The organism is Brucella haematophila (genome assembly GCF_005938105.1).
GTDB classification, from domain to species: domain Bacteria; phylum Pseudomonadota; class Alphaproteobacteria; order Rhizobiales; family Rhizobiaceae; genus Brucella; species Brucella haematophila.
This window is the reverse complement of record NZ_VCPE01000023.1, coordinates 26253-41304: the sequence shown is the minus strand read 5'-3', so window position 1 is coordinate 41304 and position 15052 is coordinate 26253. Positions and strand designations below refer to the sequence as shown.

The window sequence follows — 15052 nt, the reverse complement described above, 5'->3', positions numbered from 1 at the left end:
TCGAAATTCGGATTGACCGATTTTGTATCCAGGATATAGTTTGAGAAAAGTTGGGAGACTTTTCGATTGTCGGCTTATGAATGGCGTAGTCAGACCCGGTTGCTGGACGAAGTGGCAGAGGCGCTTCGGGAGCGAATCTATGCGGGTGTTTATGCGCCGGGCGCGATCCTCCGGCAGGAGCATATAGCCACTGAGTTCGGCATCAGCCGCACGCCTTTGCGCGAAGCTCTGCGTGTTCTGGAGCGCGACGGGCTGGTCATTCATCTGCCGGGCAGGGGAGTGCGTGTCGCCTCCGCTGATCTCACCCGCCTGATTGATGCCTATGCCGTGCGTGAAGTGCTCGACGGTGTCGCTGCGCGCTTTGCAGCCGAGCGGGCGAGCGATGCGGATATCGCCAGATTGCGTACCCATGTTGCAGGCCAGTCGGCTGTAGTCGATCCGTGGGACCCTAAAGCCTACACCCAGTCCAATGTCGATTTTCATATGGCGGTGATGAACACGGCGGGCAATGCCTCGCTGATTGCCTTCGTGCCGCTGTTGCGCATGACATCGCAGGTTTTTGCGCCGTCCTTTTCGCTGTCGGTAGACCGTGCGCGCGACGCCATCCGCGAGCATGGTGCAATCGTTGAGGCCATTGCCGCGCGCGATGGTGAACAGGCTGAGCGGCTGGCGCGGGCGCATATCCGCGCCACCACGGCAAGATTGGAGGCGGAACAGCCTCTTCGGGAGAATGAAAATGAAGCATGAGAACCAGACGGGAGGAGCGGGCTTGCTCCGTTATGGCAATTTCATCGCGGGTCAGTGGCAGGATGCGGCTGGCGGCGAGCATATTACCGTCAAGAACCCTTCCGATGGCAGCGATCTGGCGCTGATCGCGCGCGGCACCAAGGCCGATATTGATCAGGCTGTGGCGGCAGCCCGCAAGGCGCTTTCCGGCGACTGGGGCAAGCTGACCGCAACCGAGCGTGGCCGCGTGCTGCACCGCATTTCGGAAGAGGTGTTGAAGAATATCGATCTCCTGACCGATCTGGAATCGAAGGATGTCGGCAAACCGGTCACGCAGGCTCGCGCCGATGTGGTGGCGCTGGCGCGTTATCTCGAATTCTACGGCGCATCCGCCGACAAGGTGCATGGCGATACGCTGCCCTATCAGAACGGCTTTACGGTTCTGTCGATCTATGAGCCGCATGGTGTCACGGGCCATATCATTCCGTGGAACTATCCGATGCAGATTCTGGGTCGCAGCCTCGGCGCAGCACTGGCCATGGGCAACGCAGCCGTGGTCAAGCCTGCCGAAGAAGCCTGCCTGACCATTCTCGAATTTGCCCGTATTGCCGAAAAGGCTGGTCTGCCGGTCGGTGCGCTCAATGTCGTCACCGGGCTTGGCGCGGAAGCAGGTGCCGCGCTTTCCGAGCATCCCGATGTCAACCACATCTCGTTTACGGGGTCGGTGCGCACGGGTGAAGCGGTGCAGGCCGCGGCGGCAAAGAACACGGTGCCGGTTACGCTGGAACTTGGCGGAAAATCGCCACAGATCGTTTTCGCCGATGCCGATCTCGACCGCGCTCTGCCGTTTCTGGTCAATGCGGGCATTCAGAATGCCGGTCAGACCTGCTCGGCTTCGTCGCGCATTCTCGTCGAGCGCAGTATTTATGAAGATGTCGTCGCGCGCATGAGCGAACGCTACCGCGCATTGAAAGTCGGCCCGGCAAGCGCTGATCCGTCCGTCGGTCCGGTGGTGTCGCAGCGCCAGAAGGCGATTGTCGAAAGCTATCTCGATCTGGCGAAGGAAAGCGGACTGTCCATTGCCGCGCAAGGTGTGTTGACCGAAGACGCACCGGAAGGCGGGGCCTATGTGTTGCCGACGCTGATCCGTGACGTGCCTGCCGATCATCGTCTGGCGCAGGAGGAAATCTTTGGTCCGGTGCAGGTCATTCTGCCTTTCGACACCGAAGAAGAAGCCATCGCTATTGCCAATGGGACTTCATACGGCCTCGTCTGCGGCATCTGGACCAATGATGGTGGACGTCAATTTCGCCTGGCGCGGGCCATCCATTCCGGGCAGGTCTTCATCAATAACTACGGCGCTGGTGGCGGTATCGAATTGCCGTTCGGCGGCGTGAAGAAATCCGGCCATGGCCGCGAAAAGGGTTTTGAGGCGCTTTACGGGTTTGCCTCGCTGAAGACCATCTCGGTCTGGCATGGATAAAACAGCATTTTCAGGGAAAGTGGGAACCGGTTTCCCGTCTGAAAATGCGTTGAAAATAGCATTTGGGAGAAACATAGTGTCGCTTGAAGGTAAGGTCGCGCTCATCACGGGAGCAGGTTCGGGGTTTGGCGAAGGCATGGCGAAGCGCTTTGCTGACGGCGGCGCAAAGGTCGTCATCGTTGACCGCGACAAGGCAGGCGCTGAGCGCGTCGCAGGCGAAATCGGCGATGCGGCGCTGGCCGTGGCTGCCGATATTTCCAAGGAAGCTGATGTCGATGCGGCAGTGGAAGCCGCTTTGTCGAAATTCGGCAAAGTCGATATTCTGATCAACAATGCCGGCATCGGTCACAAGCCGCAAAATGCCGAACTGGTGGAGCCGGAAGAGTTCGACCGCATTCTCGGCGTCAATGTGCGTGGCATCTATTTGATGACGCGCAAGCTCATTCCGCATTTCAAGGGCAATGGCGAAGGCGTCATTCTGAACGTCGCTTCGACCGGCGCTGGTCGTCCGCGTCCGAACCTTGCCTGGTATAACGCGACCAAGGGCTGGGTCGTTTCGGTAACGAAGGCGCTCGCCATTGAACTCGCACCATCCAAGATTCGCGTTGTGGCACTGAACCCGGTTGCCGGTGAAACGCCGCTTCTCACCACATTCATGGGTGAGGACACCGAAGAAATCCGCAAGAAGTTCCGCGATTCCATCCCGATGGGCCGCCTGTTGAAACCTGATGATCTGGCTGAAGCGGCGGCTTTCCTTTGCTCGCCTGCTGCCTCTATGATTACGGGGGTTGCGCTCGACGTGGATGGCGGGCGCTCGATTTAAAAGTTGGAGGGATAGGGGAACCCATGGGTAACTTACTGAAAGCCGGGCTTATAACGGCTGCGATGCTGGCATCGATCAACGGTGCCTTCGCGAAAGACACGCTGGTGGTCGGCGAAGTGCTGGAGCCGCCGGGTCTGGACCCGACCGCCAATGCCGCTGCCGGTATTCGGCAGGTTACCTATGCCAACCTTTATGAAGGTCTTGTGCGCATTGTCGAAGACGGCACGGTGAAGCCGCTTCTGGCCGAAAGCTGGACTGTCTCCGATGACAAGAAGACCTATACGTTCAAGCTGCGTCAGGGCGTGAAGTTTCACGACGGCACGCCGTTCGACTGCTCGGTGGTGAAATTCTCCTATGAGCGCGCTGTCGCTCCGGATTCCACCAATGCGCAGAAGGGCCTGTTTGCGCCGATTGAAAGCACGCAATGCCCTGACCCGGCGACAGCCGTTGTCACGCTGAAGCGCCCGACCTCGAACTTCCTGTTCAATATGGGCTGGGGCGACGCCGTAATGGTCGCACCGAATTCGGCTGGCGAGAACAAGACCAAGCCGGTTGGCACGGGTCCGTTCAAGTTCAAGCGCTGGGTGCAGGGCGACCGCGTCGAGCTGGAACGCAATGCGGATTATTGGGGTGAGCCTGCAAAGCTCTCCGCCGTCACGTTCCGTTTCGTCAGCGATCCATCGGCTGCCGCTGCTGCCATCCTTGCGGGCGACATTGACGTGTTCCCGATGTTCCAGGCTCCGGAGCTGATCAGCCGCTTCAAGAGCGACGACAAGTTGCAGGTCGAAGTGGGCGATACGGCAGGCAAGGTCATCCTGTCGCTGAACAACGCCAAAGCGCCTTTCGACAATGTGAAGGTGCGTCAGGCGCTGGCCCATGCCATCGACAGCAAGGCGCTGATCGAAGGCACTTATTCGGGCTTCGGCACGCCAATCGGTTCGCATTATTCGCCGGTTGATCCGGGCTATGTCGATCTTTCGCAGACCTATCCATATGATCCGGCCAAAGCCAAGCAGCTTCTGGAAGAGGCTGGTGTTCCGGCAGGCACGTCGATCACCATCACGCTTCCGCCGCCGGCCTATGCGCGTCGCGGCGGCGAGATCATTGCGGCGATGCTGTCCGAGGTTGGCATTCAGGTCAATCTCGTGCCGATCGAGTTTGCGCAGTGGCTGGATCAGGTGTTCAAGCGGTCGGATTTCGACGCGACGATCATCGCCCATACCGAAGCGCGCGATCTCGATATCTACGCCCGCGACAAGTACTACTTCAACTATAACAACCCGGATTATAAGGCGCTCTACAAGTCTTATGCCGAGGCTGGCAGCGACGAGGAACAGCTGGAACTCGTCAAGAAGTTGCAGGAAAAGCTGGCCGCCGACGAACCGAATGTCTTCCTCTATGCACTGCCGAAAATCGGCGTCTGGAACAAAAACGTCAAGGGTCTGTGGAAGAACATGCCGATCCCGGCTGATGATCTGACCCAGGCTTACTGGGCCGAATAAAAACCTCCGCCCCGGCGCTTTGGCAAAGGGGCGGAATTCAAGCGCATCCCCGATGCGCTTTGAAACAATGTGAATGGCCGTGCACCCCATAAATATAAGGGGAGGGCGTGCGGCGAGTTGGAATGTGGAAAGCGGATATCCGTCTTTTCAAGGAGGTCGCTTTGCTGGCTTATATATCCGGGCGGTTGGTCTCGCTCTTGCTGACGACGCTTGCGGCTTCCGTCATCGTCTTTCTGTTGATGCAGGTGTTGCCGGGTGATCCGGCAGCCGTGATCCTTGGTATCAATGCGCAGCCTGAAACACTCGCTGCGCTCCATACCCAGCTTGGCCTCGACCAGCCGATCTGGTGGCGCTATCTCACATGGATCGGCGGCTTTCTCAAAGGCGACTTCGGCACGAGCTACACCTATTCGGTGCCGATCAGCGAATTGCTCGGTCCCCGCATCATGGTCACACTGCCGCTGGCGCTTTTGTCCATGGTCCTGTCGGTCGCGGTTGCCATTCCGGTCGGCGTCTATGCAGCGTCGAAGCGCGGCAAGACCGGCGACGTGCTGTCCATGGGTGTGGCGCAGGTCGGCGTCGCCATCCCGAATTTCTGGCTTGGCCTGCTCTTGATCCTCCTGTTTGCCTTGCAACTCGGCTGGTTTCCGGCCTCGGGCTTTGCGGGTTGGGAAGGCGGCTTCTGGAACGGTATCCGCTCGCTGTTTTTGCCTGCACTGGCGCTTGCGCTGCCGCTTGCCGCCATTCTGGCTCGCGTGACGCGCTCTGCCGTCATCGAAACATTGGGTGAGGATTTCGTGCGGACCGCGCGCGCCAAGGGCCTGACACGCAAGGCCGCACTTTGGCGTCATGCGGTGCCCAATGCGCTGATCCCGGTTGTCACCATCATCGGCCTGCAATTCTCCTTTCTGCTGGCGGGAACCATCATCATCGAAAACGTCTTCAATCTGCCCGGCCTGGGAAGGCTGGTGTTTCAGGCCATCGCGCAGCGCGATCTCGTCACCGTGCAGTCGCTAGTGACGCTGCTTGCCGCTTCCGTGATCGCGGTCAATTTCATTGTTGACCTTGTCTATGGCTTCATCGATCCGCGCCTTTCGACGGGAGGCAGCCGATGAGCGACGCACAAATCCTGCCGAAGCCCGGCTTTTTCCGAACGGTGCTTTTGAGCCGCAGCCTGACCATCGGCACGCTGATCACCGTTATCCTGGTTGCGATGGCGCTCATCTCCTTTCTCTGGACGCCCTATTCTCCGACGGCGATGAATTTCCGCGACAAGTTGCAGGGGCCAAGCTTCAATCATCTGTTTGGCACGGATAATTTTGGTCGCGATGTGTTTTCCATGATCATGGTCGGCGCGCGCAATTCCATCGCCGTGTCGATCATCGCCGTGCTTGTCGGTGCCGGGATCGGCATTCCGCTGGGTGCTTTCGCGGCTGCACGCGGTGGCATGGTGGACGGTTTCGTCATGCGCATGACCGATCTGGCCTTCGCCTTTCCAGCACTTTTGACGGCGGTGATCATCACTGCTGTTTTCGGTCCCGGTGCGGTGAATGCGATGATCGCCATCGGTATTTTCAACATTCCTGTGTTTGCGCGTGTCACACGCGGCGCATCGCTGGGGCTTTGGAAGCGCGAATATGTGCAGGCGGCCCGTTGCGCGGGGCGTGGCGATGTGTCGATCACGCTTTTGCATGTGCTGCCCAATATCAACCATGTGCTGATCGTGCAGGCGACGATCCAGTTTGCGCTCGCCATTGTCGCCGAGGCGGGCCTTTCCTATGTCGGGCTTGGCACCCAGCCGCCGATGCCAAGCTGGGGCAAGATGCTCAACGACGCGCAGACCTTTATTTATGACGCGCCATGGCTCGCCATTTTCCCCGGCCTGGCCATCACGTTTGCCGTGCTTGGCCTCAACATGCTGGGTGATGGATTGCGCGATGTGCTCGACCCGCGCGTCAGGAGGCAAAGATGATCGCACCCCTGTCCAAAACGCCTCTTCTTGAAATGGAAAACATGTCCGTCGAGCTGCCCTTCGGTGCTCGTTCGGCTGATATTGTCTCCGGTATCACGCTGACGCTGAACCGTGGCGAGCGCCTCGGCATCGTGGGCGAATCCGGCAGCGGCAAGTCGATCACGGCGCTTGCCGCCATGGGCCTGCTGCCCGAGCGCATGCGCGTGCGCGGTCGCTTGCGTTTTGACGGGGAGGATCTGGCGAACAAGCCGGAAGCGGAACTCTGCAAGATGCGCGGACGGCGCATGGCGATGATCTTTCAGGAGCCGATGACGGCGCTCAATCCGGTCAAGTCCATCGGCGCGCAGATTGCCGAAGGCCGCCGTCTGCACTTAAGCGAAAGCCGGGCTGATGCGGAGCGTGAAGCACGCCGCCTTCTGGATCGCGTGGGGCTGCCAGCACCGCGCTTCAATCTCGATCTTTACCCGCACCAGCTTTCTGGCGGGCAACGCCAGCGCGTGATGATTGCCATGGCGATTGCCTGCGAGCCGGACCTGCTGATTGCCGATGAGCCGACAACGGCGCTTGATGTGACCGTGCAGGCGCAGATTCTCGATCTGATGGACGAACTGATCGACGAAACCGGCACGGCCCTGATGCTGATTACGCATGATCTCGGCGTGGTGTCGGAAATGACCGACCGGATTGCCGTCATGTATGCGGGCCGCATTGTCGAGACGGGCCGCACGGAAGCGGTGTTCCACCGCATGGCACATCCCTATGCCCGTGGCTTGTTTGCAGCCTCGCCCCATGGTGCGGCACTGGTGCGCAACCATGGCACGGGGCGTCAGCGCCTTGCCGCCATTCCGGGCGTCGTGCCGGACCCGCTGGCGCGTCCGCCTCATTGCACCTTTGCCGACCGTTGCGCCTTTGTGCAGGACGATTGCCGACAGGCAATACCGGGTCTCGATTTCATTGCCGAGAATGACGGTATCGTGCATCGCGCCGCCTGCCTGCATCCGCGTGAAGGCGAGGTGGTTTCATGAGCAAGATGATATTGCAGGTGCGCAATGTGGTGCGCGAATATCAGCTTCCGCGCGCATCTTTCTTTTCAAAGCCCAGCGCATTGCGGGTGCTGCATGGGGTGAATGTAGAAATCGAAGCAGGCCAAAGCCTTGGTATTGTCGGCGAAAGCGGTTCCGGCAAATCCACGCTGGCGCGTGCGGTAATGGGGCTGGAGCGTCCGCAATCGGGTCAGATTCTCATCAACGGTCAGGATATCTATGCGCTGGATCGTGCGGGCCTGCGTGAAGCGCGCAAGGGCTTTCAGGCGATCTTTCAGGACCCTTACGGTTCGCTCGATCCGCGCCATACGGTCAAGCGCATCATTTCCGAGCCGATTGTGTCGCTGGAAAGCGGCACCAGTTCCAAAGACCGCGACGACCGCGTTGCGGAAGTGCTGGAAGCGGTTGGCCTGCCCAAGGCATCTGCGGAAAAATATCCGCATGAATTTTCCGGCGGGCAGCGCCAGCGCATTGCCATTGCGCGCGCCCTGATCACCAAACCTGCGCTGATTGTCGCCGACGAGCCGGTCTCCGCGCTCGACGTTTCCATTCAGGCGCAGGTCTTGAACCTGATGATGGATTTGCAGGAAAAGTTCGGCCTTTCCTATCTTTTCATCAGCCACGATCTCGGCGTGGTGCGCGCGATTACCGACCGTGTTGCGGTGATCTATCGCGGCAATATTGTCGAGCAAGGGCCGACCAATGCGGTGTTCGACAATCCGCAGCATGACTATACGCGGGCGCTGGTCGATGCCGTGCCAAAGCCTTTCTCCGGTCGCCGCAAGCGCGTGCGGCGATCCGATTCCACACTGAAATTGCCTGAGTGATTTGAGGAAATATCCAATGTCGAATCTTGCCGATTTGTCAGCCGTCGAGCTCGTGGCCGCCTATAAGGCGAAGTCGCTTTCGCCGGTCGAGGTCACGGAAGCTGTCATCACCCGCATCGAAGCCTATGAGCCGAAGCTGAATGCGCTTTGGGCCTACGATCCCGATGCAGCGCGGGCGGCGGCGAAGGCCTCGGAAGCGCGCTGGTCGAAGGGTGAGCCTGCCGGTCCCATTGATGGCGTGCCGCTGACGATCAAGGAAAATATCGCGACCGAAGGCACGGCAGTTCCGCTTGGCTGCGCGGCGCTGCCGCTGAAGCCAGCCGCCGCTGACGCACCGCCCGCAGCGCGCACGCGCGAGGCTGGCGGCGTGCTGCTCGCCAAGACGACCATGCCCGATCTCGGCATGTTGTCGTCGGGCCTGTCGAGCTTCCATAAGCTTGCCCGCAACCCGTGGGATTTGAACACCAATCCGGGCGGTTCAAGCGCCGGTGCTGGCAGCGCCGGTGCCGCCGGCTATGGCCCGCTGCATATCGGCACGGATATTGGCGGCTCCATCCGCCTGCCTGCCGGCTGGTGCGGTCTCGTCGGTTTGAAGCCGTCCTTCGGGCGTATTCCGATTGATCCGGCATTTCTCGGCCGCGTTGCTGGTCCAATGACCCGCACGGTTGCCGACAGTGCGCTTTACATGTCGGTGCTGTCGCGGCCCGACCGCCGCGACGCCATGAGCTTGCCCTATCAGGACATTGACTGGATGAGCCTTGATATCGACGTCAAGGGTCTGAAGATCGGCCTTTGGCTCGATGCCGGCTTTGGTGAACCGACCGGCGATGAAACCCGCGCTGCGGTAGAAGCAGCGGCCAGGCTTTTTGCCGATGCGGGCGCGATAGTCGAGCCGGTTGCCCCATTCCTCAATCGCACCATGATCGATGGTCTAGACCGCTTCTGGCGTGCGCGGTCCTGGGCGGATGTGCAGAAGATGACGCCGGAAAACCGTGCGAAAATCCTGCCTTACATCTATCAGTGGACCGAAACGGCCGAAGGTCTGAACGGCGAGGAGGTCTATTCCGGCTTCGCGCAGATCGACGCGATGCGCCATGCGGCGCTCGCCGCGTCGAAGGATTTCGACTTCATCATTTCGCCGACCGCGCCGATGCCGACCTATCCGGCGGAATGGGCATCGCCGGTCAACGATCCGCAGCGTCCTTTCGAGCACATCGCCTTCACCGTTGCGATGAACATGTCGGAACAACCGGCGATCTCGATCAATTGCGGTTATACATCGACGGGCCTGCCAATCGGCTTGCAGATTTTCGGCCAGCGTTTCGACGATCTGGGCGTGTTGCGGCTGGCACAGGCCTATGAAGGGATGCGGCCAGCGCAGCGCCCTTGGCCGGTTATCTAGTTCCGCCTCTGGCTGCCTGCAAATGGCGTCGCTCTGTGCTTCCGGTGCTCATGTACGTTAAGTACACTCCGCTCCGGTTCTCGAGCGCCACCATTTTCGGCTACCCATAGACGGAATCATGCGCGTCGCAAGAAAAAGGCCGCTAAACGCGGCCTTTGCTATTTACCGGGCCGGAGCGGTGCGCGTTCCTTATAGCGATCCACGGCAGTGAGCTTCTGGATCAACGGCTCGGCATCGCGCCAGCCGTAAATCTCGGTGCGCAGATAGTCGAGTTCGGCGTCGAGTTCATCCTCGCCAATCTCGGTCCACCATGATTTCGGGCGACCGTCGCTGCCGTCCGACCAGCGATAGCGGCGCTCCTTCAGCTTGTCCTTCATCTCGAAGGGGCTGTTTTCCGCATAGATGCGCAGGCGTGATTTCTGGCTGGCTTGCAGCAGTTCGGCAAAGGGCGTGGTATCGCCCGACTGTTCCTTCAGCACGGCGAGGAGTGCCTGACAGTCATCCTCGGCGCGGTGTCCATTATGGAAATAGCCGCTCTGGCCGATCAGATAGCCAAGCTTGGTGCCTTCGAAGCCGCGCGCCGTCCAGTCGATCTCCTTGACCGAACAGGCCCACGGCTTGTTGGCGAAGACCGGTGAAAACCGCTCCAGAAACGGACGGTCGAAACCGGCATTATGCGCAATGACCAGATCGGCATCGGCAATCAATGCTTCAATCTCTGCCAGCGGAATTGTCTGGCCCTTCACCATTTCATCGGTGATGCCGGTGATGCGGGTAATGTCCGCCGGGATCGGCTTTGACGGTTCCTGCAAGGCACCGAAAGTGGCGCAGACATCGCCAATCGAGCCGTCATCCGCATAGCGAAACGCGACAGCGCCAATTTCGATGATTTCTTCCTGCGCGGCATTCAAGCCGGTGGTTTCCGTATCCACCACGACGCCAAGACGCGGGAAGGCCTTTGTGTCGACATCGGGCACGACGGGCAGGGGATCAAGGCGGCGCAAGATGCGATAGCGCCCGCTATCCTTCAACTGACGCACCATTTCTGCTTCATCGATGACTGGGGCCTTCAGCGCCTGCGCGCCAACCGTCTCCCGCTTGGGCTTCGCGCGGGCAGGACGCAGCTCCGCCCGTTCTTCTCCTGCCTTCGCAGCGGGAGCAAAAAGGTCGAACTGGTGGCGCATCGAAATTCTCCGCGAGAGCATTACCAGCACATATGCCGGGTGGCTTTGCGTTGGAAATGCAGAACAACAAATAGAGCGATAATGGTCCGACTGTCGGCTTGAACCGCTCGAATAACAGGGGCACAGGATGACATTTCGCCTTTTCCAGACCAAGCCTTCATTCTCATTAGTAACAGGTAATAGTGGCCGGAAATGGCTTCAAGCGCCCGGCTTCTATCTCCGATGGGCAATATCTGGGGATAAACATCGTCGGCTTATTTAAGAATAAAAATCAGAATTTTCATGGATGTCTTTGTTTATAATTTTTTATTAGCGTTTGCTTTATTTAATAAATTAAATATATCGTTTTGGAACATTTAATTTCTCTACAAAAGTTAATTTGACTCATATATGCAATTGAACATTCAGATTGGCCTCACTACTTATTGAATTTTAATTCAATCGATTAATGGTCTGGTTACTCGTGAAGATTGTTCCCTCTCTGCTGATCATGCTGTTTGCGGTCGCGATGTCGAGCCTGTGGGTGCTCGACAGACGGCGAAAGCACATGCTGCTTTTCGGCCTGAGCTTCGCGGCATTTTCTCTTGGACATTTTGTGCAGGTTTCTCCGCCGCTGCCCGAGCTGCGGCAGACATTCCTTCTGGCGATCCTGCTGCAGCTCGCTGCGGGCTGGCTGTTCTGTCAGGCGGTGATGGTGCGGCTTGGGCGGGGGTTCCCGCCGATGGCAGCGTCGCTGATCACGGTTTCTACGCTGGCAGCCGTCGGCCTTCTTGCCTGGCAGGGGGCGATCTACAGCTATCTGGTTGTTGCGGCCAATATCGGTCTTGGCGCGCTGGCCACCGTTCTTTGCCTGCATGCCCGGCGTGTGCCGGGTGACCGGTGGATCGAAACGGCACTGCGTCTGGTTCTGGCGCTGCTGGCGGCGCATTTCTTCCTGCGCAGCATCTTCACGATTGGCATGCTGGATGACGTGGCCAGTTCCAGGGAGTTGCTGTCCTTGCCCTATTGGTCATGGGTGACGGTGGCAGCCTCTATGGGCGGTGTTCTGCTCGGTCTCTTCATTCTGACTGTTGCCGCACTCGATATCATCGACAAGCTGCGCAATGAACGCGATGCCGATCCGCTGACCGGCCTTCTCAACCGGCGCGGTATGGAGCGCCACGCAAGGCGTAAACTCGCAAGAGCCGCGCAAGGCGCGACACATGCCGTCATTATTGCCGATATCGATCATTTCAAGGCGATCAATGATGAGCTGGGCCATGCGACTGGCGACCGCGTGCTGGTGGAGTTTTCGCATCTGCTGCAGTCACTGGCCGGACAGGATGTCGTCGTCAGCCGCGTCGGCGGGGAAGAGTTCGTTCTGCTGGTTACGGGCAGCGCCCAGCAATGCGAACGCTTTGCCAAACGGCTCTGCAATCAGGTTGGTCGCCATGCATTTGCGGCACTGCCGAGCGACCGCCATGTGACATGCAGTTTCGGCATTGCCATGCTGCGTCACGACGAAACGCTATGGGAAACGGTGTCCCGCGCCGATCTTGCCTTGATGCGCGGCAAACATCGCGGACGCAATCGCACGGTGACCGAGGGCAACGAATTCCCTGAATTTTCGGGTGATGCGCCAGCCGCTTATCGCCTGACGGGCTGATGCAGCTTTCCTCTTTCGGAGAGGAATTATCAGTCACGCGCCGTTCGTAAAGACTTTGGTTACCATAATTCGCCATGCTGGAAGCGACCATTGCGGTCACTGCTTCGCTTCGGCCACTGCTTTGCCATGTCCTCTTCGCTTTTTTGCCGAACTGACATGCGAGGCGAGGCCGGAAGTGGGGCCGCGAAGTCGAATTCCAGTCGGGTTAGTATCATGGCGTGTGTGACAGAAGTGTATGGCTATGCGGCTCCGCGTAGCGGCCGTATCGGCCTTCCGTTCAGTTTGCGTGGCTTTTTGCGCGTGACGGCATTTGCCGCGACTGGTCTTGTCGCCGGTGGCTGGATGCTGACTGCGCTCGGCACGCTTGAAACGGCCATTCCAGCATTTGCGCCTGTCGCTCCGGTCATGCGGCGCATTCCGGCAGCCATGCCGCAGGCGCTGGCCCTTGTCGACCAGACCCGCACCCCGGCGCACAAGATGCGTGAAAGCTTCATCAAGGCCTATACGGCGGATGCCGCCTATTCCAACCTGGACTGGCATCGCAACAAGATGACCGATGATCAGCCGATCATTGCCGATATCGGTCCGGATTCGGTGATCGAGCCGAAATCGGTTGATGTGCCATCGTTGATCGAACCGCGCACGGATCGTGTGCGTTTGCCTGAGCCGGTTGCAGTCGCCTCGGCTGATCCGGCAACGGACAAGACGGGCAACACGATTTCAGCCGACGCGGCTGCGAAAGTCACCGCAGCGGGCGCAGTCGCGCTTGGTTATGCCAGCGCGCCGCAGACGCCTGCGGCTCTGGTCGCGCTGGCCAATATCCAGCCGCAGAGCCAGACCGGCATTCTGCCCCTGTCGCAGGCTGAAGAAGCCGATGCGGGAGGCAGTGACACACCCGAGCTGCCAATCGGCAATGCAATACCGCTGCCGCAATCGGCGCCTGATCAGAAGACGGATATGGCGGCTGACGACGAAGCCGATCGCGATATGTTCGTGCCGGACGATGTGCCTCTGCCGGGCGCCAAGCCTGCGCTGCGTACGTCGCGCATGCGTCCCAAGACACAGTTGGCCTATGCGCCCGAAAGCGGCGAAACGGATACGCCGGAGCCCGGTCTTTTCAGCCCGCTGATCAATCAGGCTGCGCGCAGCCGCGTTGCCATCTATGATATTTCCGCTGCAACCGTTTATTTGCCGAGCGGCGAGAAGCTCGAAGCCCATTCTGGCATCGGTCGCATGCGTGACAATCCCACCTATGTGAACCAGAAGAACCGTGGGCCCACGCCGCCGCACAGCTATAATCTGCGCATGCGCGAGGCGCTGTTCCACGGCGTTGAAGCGATCCGCCTGACGCCAGCCGACGGCAACAACCGCTACAATCGCGACGGACTTCTGGCGCACACATTCATGCTGGGTCGCAACGGCGATTCCAATGGCTGCGTGGTTTTCCGGGATTATCCGCGCTTCCTGCGGGCGTTCAAACGCGGCGAGTTCAACAAACTGGTGGTGGTGCCCCGGATGTCGTCGTCCAAGCCTGCGCGCATTGCTTCACTTTTCTGATCGGGCCGCTTCCGTGCAAAGAATTTCCGGCATCGGCTGAGTACACGAAAAATTGCCCCCAACAATATTGCAGGGGCTGCGGGAATTGATAGAAATCCCGCGTTGCAATTCTTCGGAGATATCCTCAGTGAAGCTCTATTACAAAGCCGGTGCCTGCTCGCTCGCACCGCATATCGTTCTCAGCGAAGCTGGCCTGCCTTACACGTTTGAAGCGGTTGACCTGAAAACCAAGGTCACTGCCAGCGGCGCCGATTATCTGACGGTCAATCCGCGTGGCGCAGTTCCGGCTCTGGAACTCGAGCCGGGCGTGGTGATCACCCAGAACGCGGCCATCCTGCAATATATCGGCGACCATTCGGATGTTGCGTCGTTCAAGCCTGCCTACGGCACGATGGAACGCGCACGGTTGCAGGAAGCGCTCGGCTTCTGCGGCGACCTGCACACAGCCTTCGGCGGATTGTTTGCACCCAACCTCACCGAAGAAGCCAAGGTGGGCGTACTTGCCAATATCAACCGTCGCATGGGCCAGCTTGAAGCCATGCTGGTTGATGGTCGCAGCTATTGGCTGAGCGAAGAACTGTCGCAGGCAGATGTCTATGCGTCTGTCGTGATTGGCTGGGGTTTTGCGATGCATGTCGATCTCAGCGCCTATCCGAAGGCGCTTGCCTTGCGTGAACGCGTCATGGCGCGCCCGGCAGCGCAGAAGGCGCTGAAGGAAGAAGGCCTGATCTGATCTTCTGCAGCCGGAGCCGTAACGGCTCCGGCTGATTTATCGTCGTGAGGTTCGGCAGTGTGCTGCCCACAGGCGCACAGCACTGGTCAGTCTGGCCTGGTCGCCTTATGGTCGGCCCGCCCACGCCCCTTTCATTGCTATCTCCAGGGTTGTCA

At 59.4% G+C, this 15052-nt stretch carries 13 protein-coding genes; 12 read left to right on the top strand and 1 reads right to left on the bottom strand.

Going from position 1 to position 15052, the window contains the following annotated elements; all coding sequences use genetic code 11:
• The first annotated feature begins 66 nt into the window (after positions 1-66).
• The 9 genes from FGI60_RS23795 to FGI60_RS23755 all read left to right on the top strand — a co-directional run bounded on the left by FGI60_RS23795 (position 67) and on the right by FGI60_RS23755 (position 9778).
• Positions 67-747 (top strand): GntR family transcriptional regulator, encoded by a 681-nt coding sequence (locus FGI60_RS23795; protein WP_138787261.1) that lies wholly within the window; start codon positions 67-69, stop codon positions 745-747.
• Positions 737-2209 (top strand): aldehyde dehydrogenase family protein, encoded by a 1473-nt coding sequence (locus FGI60_RS23790; RefSeq protein ID WP_138787260.1) that lies wholly within the window; start codon positions 737-739, stop codon positions 2207-2209. Before FGI60_RS23795 ends, FGI60_RS23790 begins: the two co-directional genes overlap by 11 nt.
• Before the next feature lie 76 nt (positions 2210-2285).
• On the top strand, positions 2286-3032 hold the full coding sequence (locus FGI60_RS23785) for an SDR family oxidoreductase (RefSeq protein ID WP_138787259.1): 747 nt from the start codon (positions 2286-2288) through the stop codon (positions 3030-3032).
• 23 nt (positions 3033-3055) lie between these two features.
• The gene (locus tag FGI60_RS23780; RefSeq protein ID WP_138787258.1) at positions 3056-4534 is read left to right on the top strand and encodes an ABC transporter substrate-binding protein; all 1479 of its coding nucleotides are present in this window, start codon (positions 3056-3058) and stop codon (positions 4532-4534) included.
• 161 nt (positions 4535-4695) lie between these two features.
• Positions 4696-5649 carry an ABC transporter permease gene (locus FGI60_RS23775; protein ID WP_078339956.1) on the top strand — a complete coding sequence of 318 codons (954 nt, stop codon included), beginning with the start codon at positions 4696-4698 and terminating at the stop codon, positions 5647-5649.
• Positions 5646-6506: an ABC transporter permease gene (locus FGI60_RS23770; protein ID WP_138787257.1), complete on the top strand. Its 861-nt coding sequence runs from the start codon at positions 5646-5648 to the stop codon at positions 6504-6506. Before FGI60_RS23775 ends, FGI60_RS23770 begins: the two co-directional genes overlap by 4 nt.
• On the top strand, positions 6503-7531 hold the full coding sequence (locus FGI60_RS23765) for an ABC transporter ATP-binding protein (RefSeq protein WP_138787256.1): 1029 nt from the start codon (positions 6503-6505) through the stop codon (positions 7529-7531). The genes FGI60_RS23770 and FGI60_RS23765 overlap by 4 nt, the downstream gene beginning before the upstream one ends.
• The gene (locus FGI60_RS23760; RefSeq protein WP_138787255.1) at positions 7528-8376 is read left to right on the top strand and encodes an ATP-binding cassette domain-containing protein; all 849 of its coding nucleotides are present in this window, start codon (positions 7528-7530) and stop codon (positions 8374-8376) included. The genes FGI60_RS23765 and FGI60_RS23760 overlap by 4 nt, the downstream gene beginning before the upstream one ends.
• Positions 8377-8392: 16 nt before the next feature.
• Entirely contained in the window at positions 8393-9778 is a 1386-nt protein-coding gene (locus FGI60_RS23755) for an amidase (RefSeq protein WP_138787254.1), read from the top strand.
• Positions 9779-9936: 158 nt separating this feature from the next.
• Here the strand turns inward: FGI60_RS23755 and FGI60_RS23750 are convergent, their stop codons facing one another.
• Complete coding sequence (locus FGI60_RS23750) at positions 9937-10962, bottom strand: 3'-5' exonuclease (RefSeq protein WP_138787253.1); 1026 nt, start codon at positions 10960-10962, stop codon at positions 9937-9939.
• Between the two features lie 448 nt (positions 10963-11410).
• On the opposite strand from FGI60_RS23750, the gene FGI60_RS23745 reads away from it, so the two are divergent.
• From FGI60_RS23745 to gst, 3 genes are all read left to right on the top strand, one after another.
• Positions 11411-12607, top strand: coding sequence for a GGDEF domain-containing protein (locus FGI60_RS23745; protein ID WP_235889918.1), 1197 nt, complete (start codon positions 11411-11413; stop codon positions 12605-12607).
• Positions 12608-12820: 213 nt separating this feature from the next.
• Entirely contained in the window at positions 12821-14164 is a 1344-nt protein-coding gene (locus FGI60_RS23740; protein ID WP_235889917.1) for a DUF2778 domain-containing protein, read from the top strand.
• Positions 14165-14291: 127 nt separating this feature from the next.
• Positions 14292-14897: a glutathione transferase gene (gene gst, locus FGI60_RS23735; RefSeq protein WP_138787251.1), complete on the top strand. Its 606-nt coding sequence runs from the start codon at positions 14292-14294 to the stop codon at positions 14895-14897.
• Positions 14898-15052 lie beyond the last annotated feature (155 nt).

Coding starts and splice junctions, on each gene's coding strand:
- FGI60_RS23755 (WP_138787254.1), top strand. CDS start 8,393: ATGTCGAATCTTGCCGATTTGTCAGCCGTCGAGCTCGTGGCCGCCTAT.
- FGI60_RS23765 (WP_138787256.1), top strand. CDS start 6,503: ATGATCGCACCCCTGTCCAAAACGCCTCTTCTTGAAATGGAAAACATG.
- FGI60_RS23745 (WP_235889918.1), top strand. CDS start 11,411: ATGGTCTGGTTACTCGTGAAGATTGTTCCCTCTCTGCTGATCATGCTG.
- FGI60_RS23760 (WP_138787255.1), top strand. CDS start 7,528: ATGAGCAAGATGATATTGCAGGTGCGCAATGTGGTGCGCGAATATCAG.
- FGI60_RS23750 (WP_138787253.1), bottom strand. CDS start 10,962: ATGCGCCACCAGTTCGACCTTTTTGCTCCCGCTGCGAAGGCAGGAGAA.
- FGI60_RS23780 (WP_138787258.1), top strand. CDS start 3,056: ATGGGTAACTTACTGAAAGCCGGGCTTATAACGGCTGCGATGCTGGCA.
- FGI60_RS23770 (WP_138787257.1), top strand. CDS start 5,646: ATGAGCGACGCACAAATCCTGCCGAAGCCCGGCTTTTTCCGAACGGTG.
- FGI60_RS23740 (WP_235889917.1), top strand. CDS start 12,821: ATGGCGTGTGTGACAGAAGTGTATGGCTATGCGGCTCCGCGTAGCGGC.
- FGI60_RS23790 (WP_138787260.1), top strand. CDS start 737: ATGAAGCATGAGAACCAGACGGGAGGAGCGGGCTTGCTCCGTTATGGC.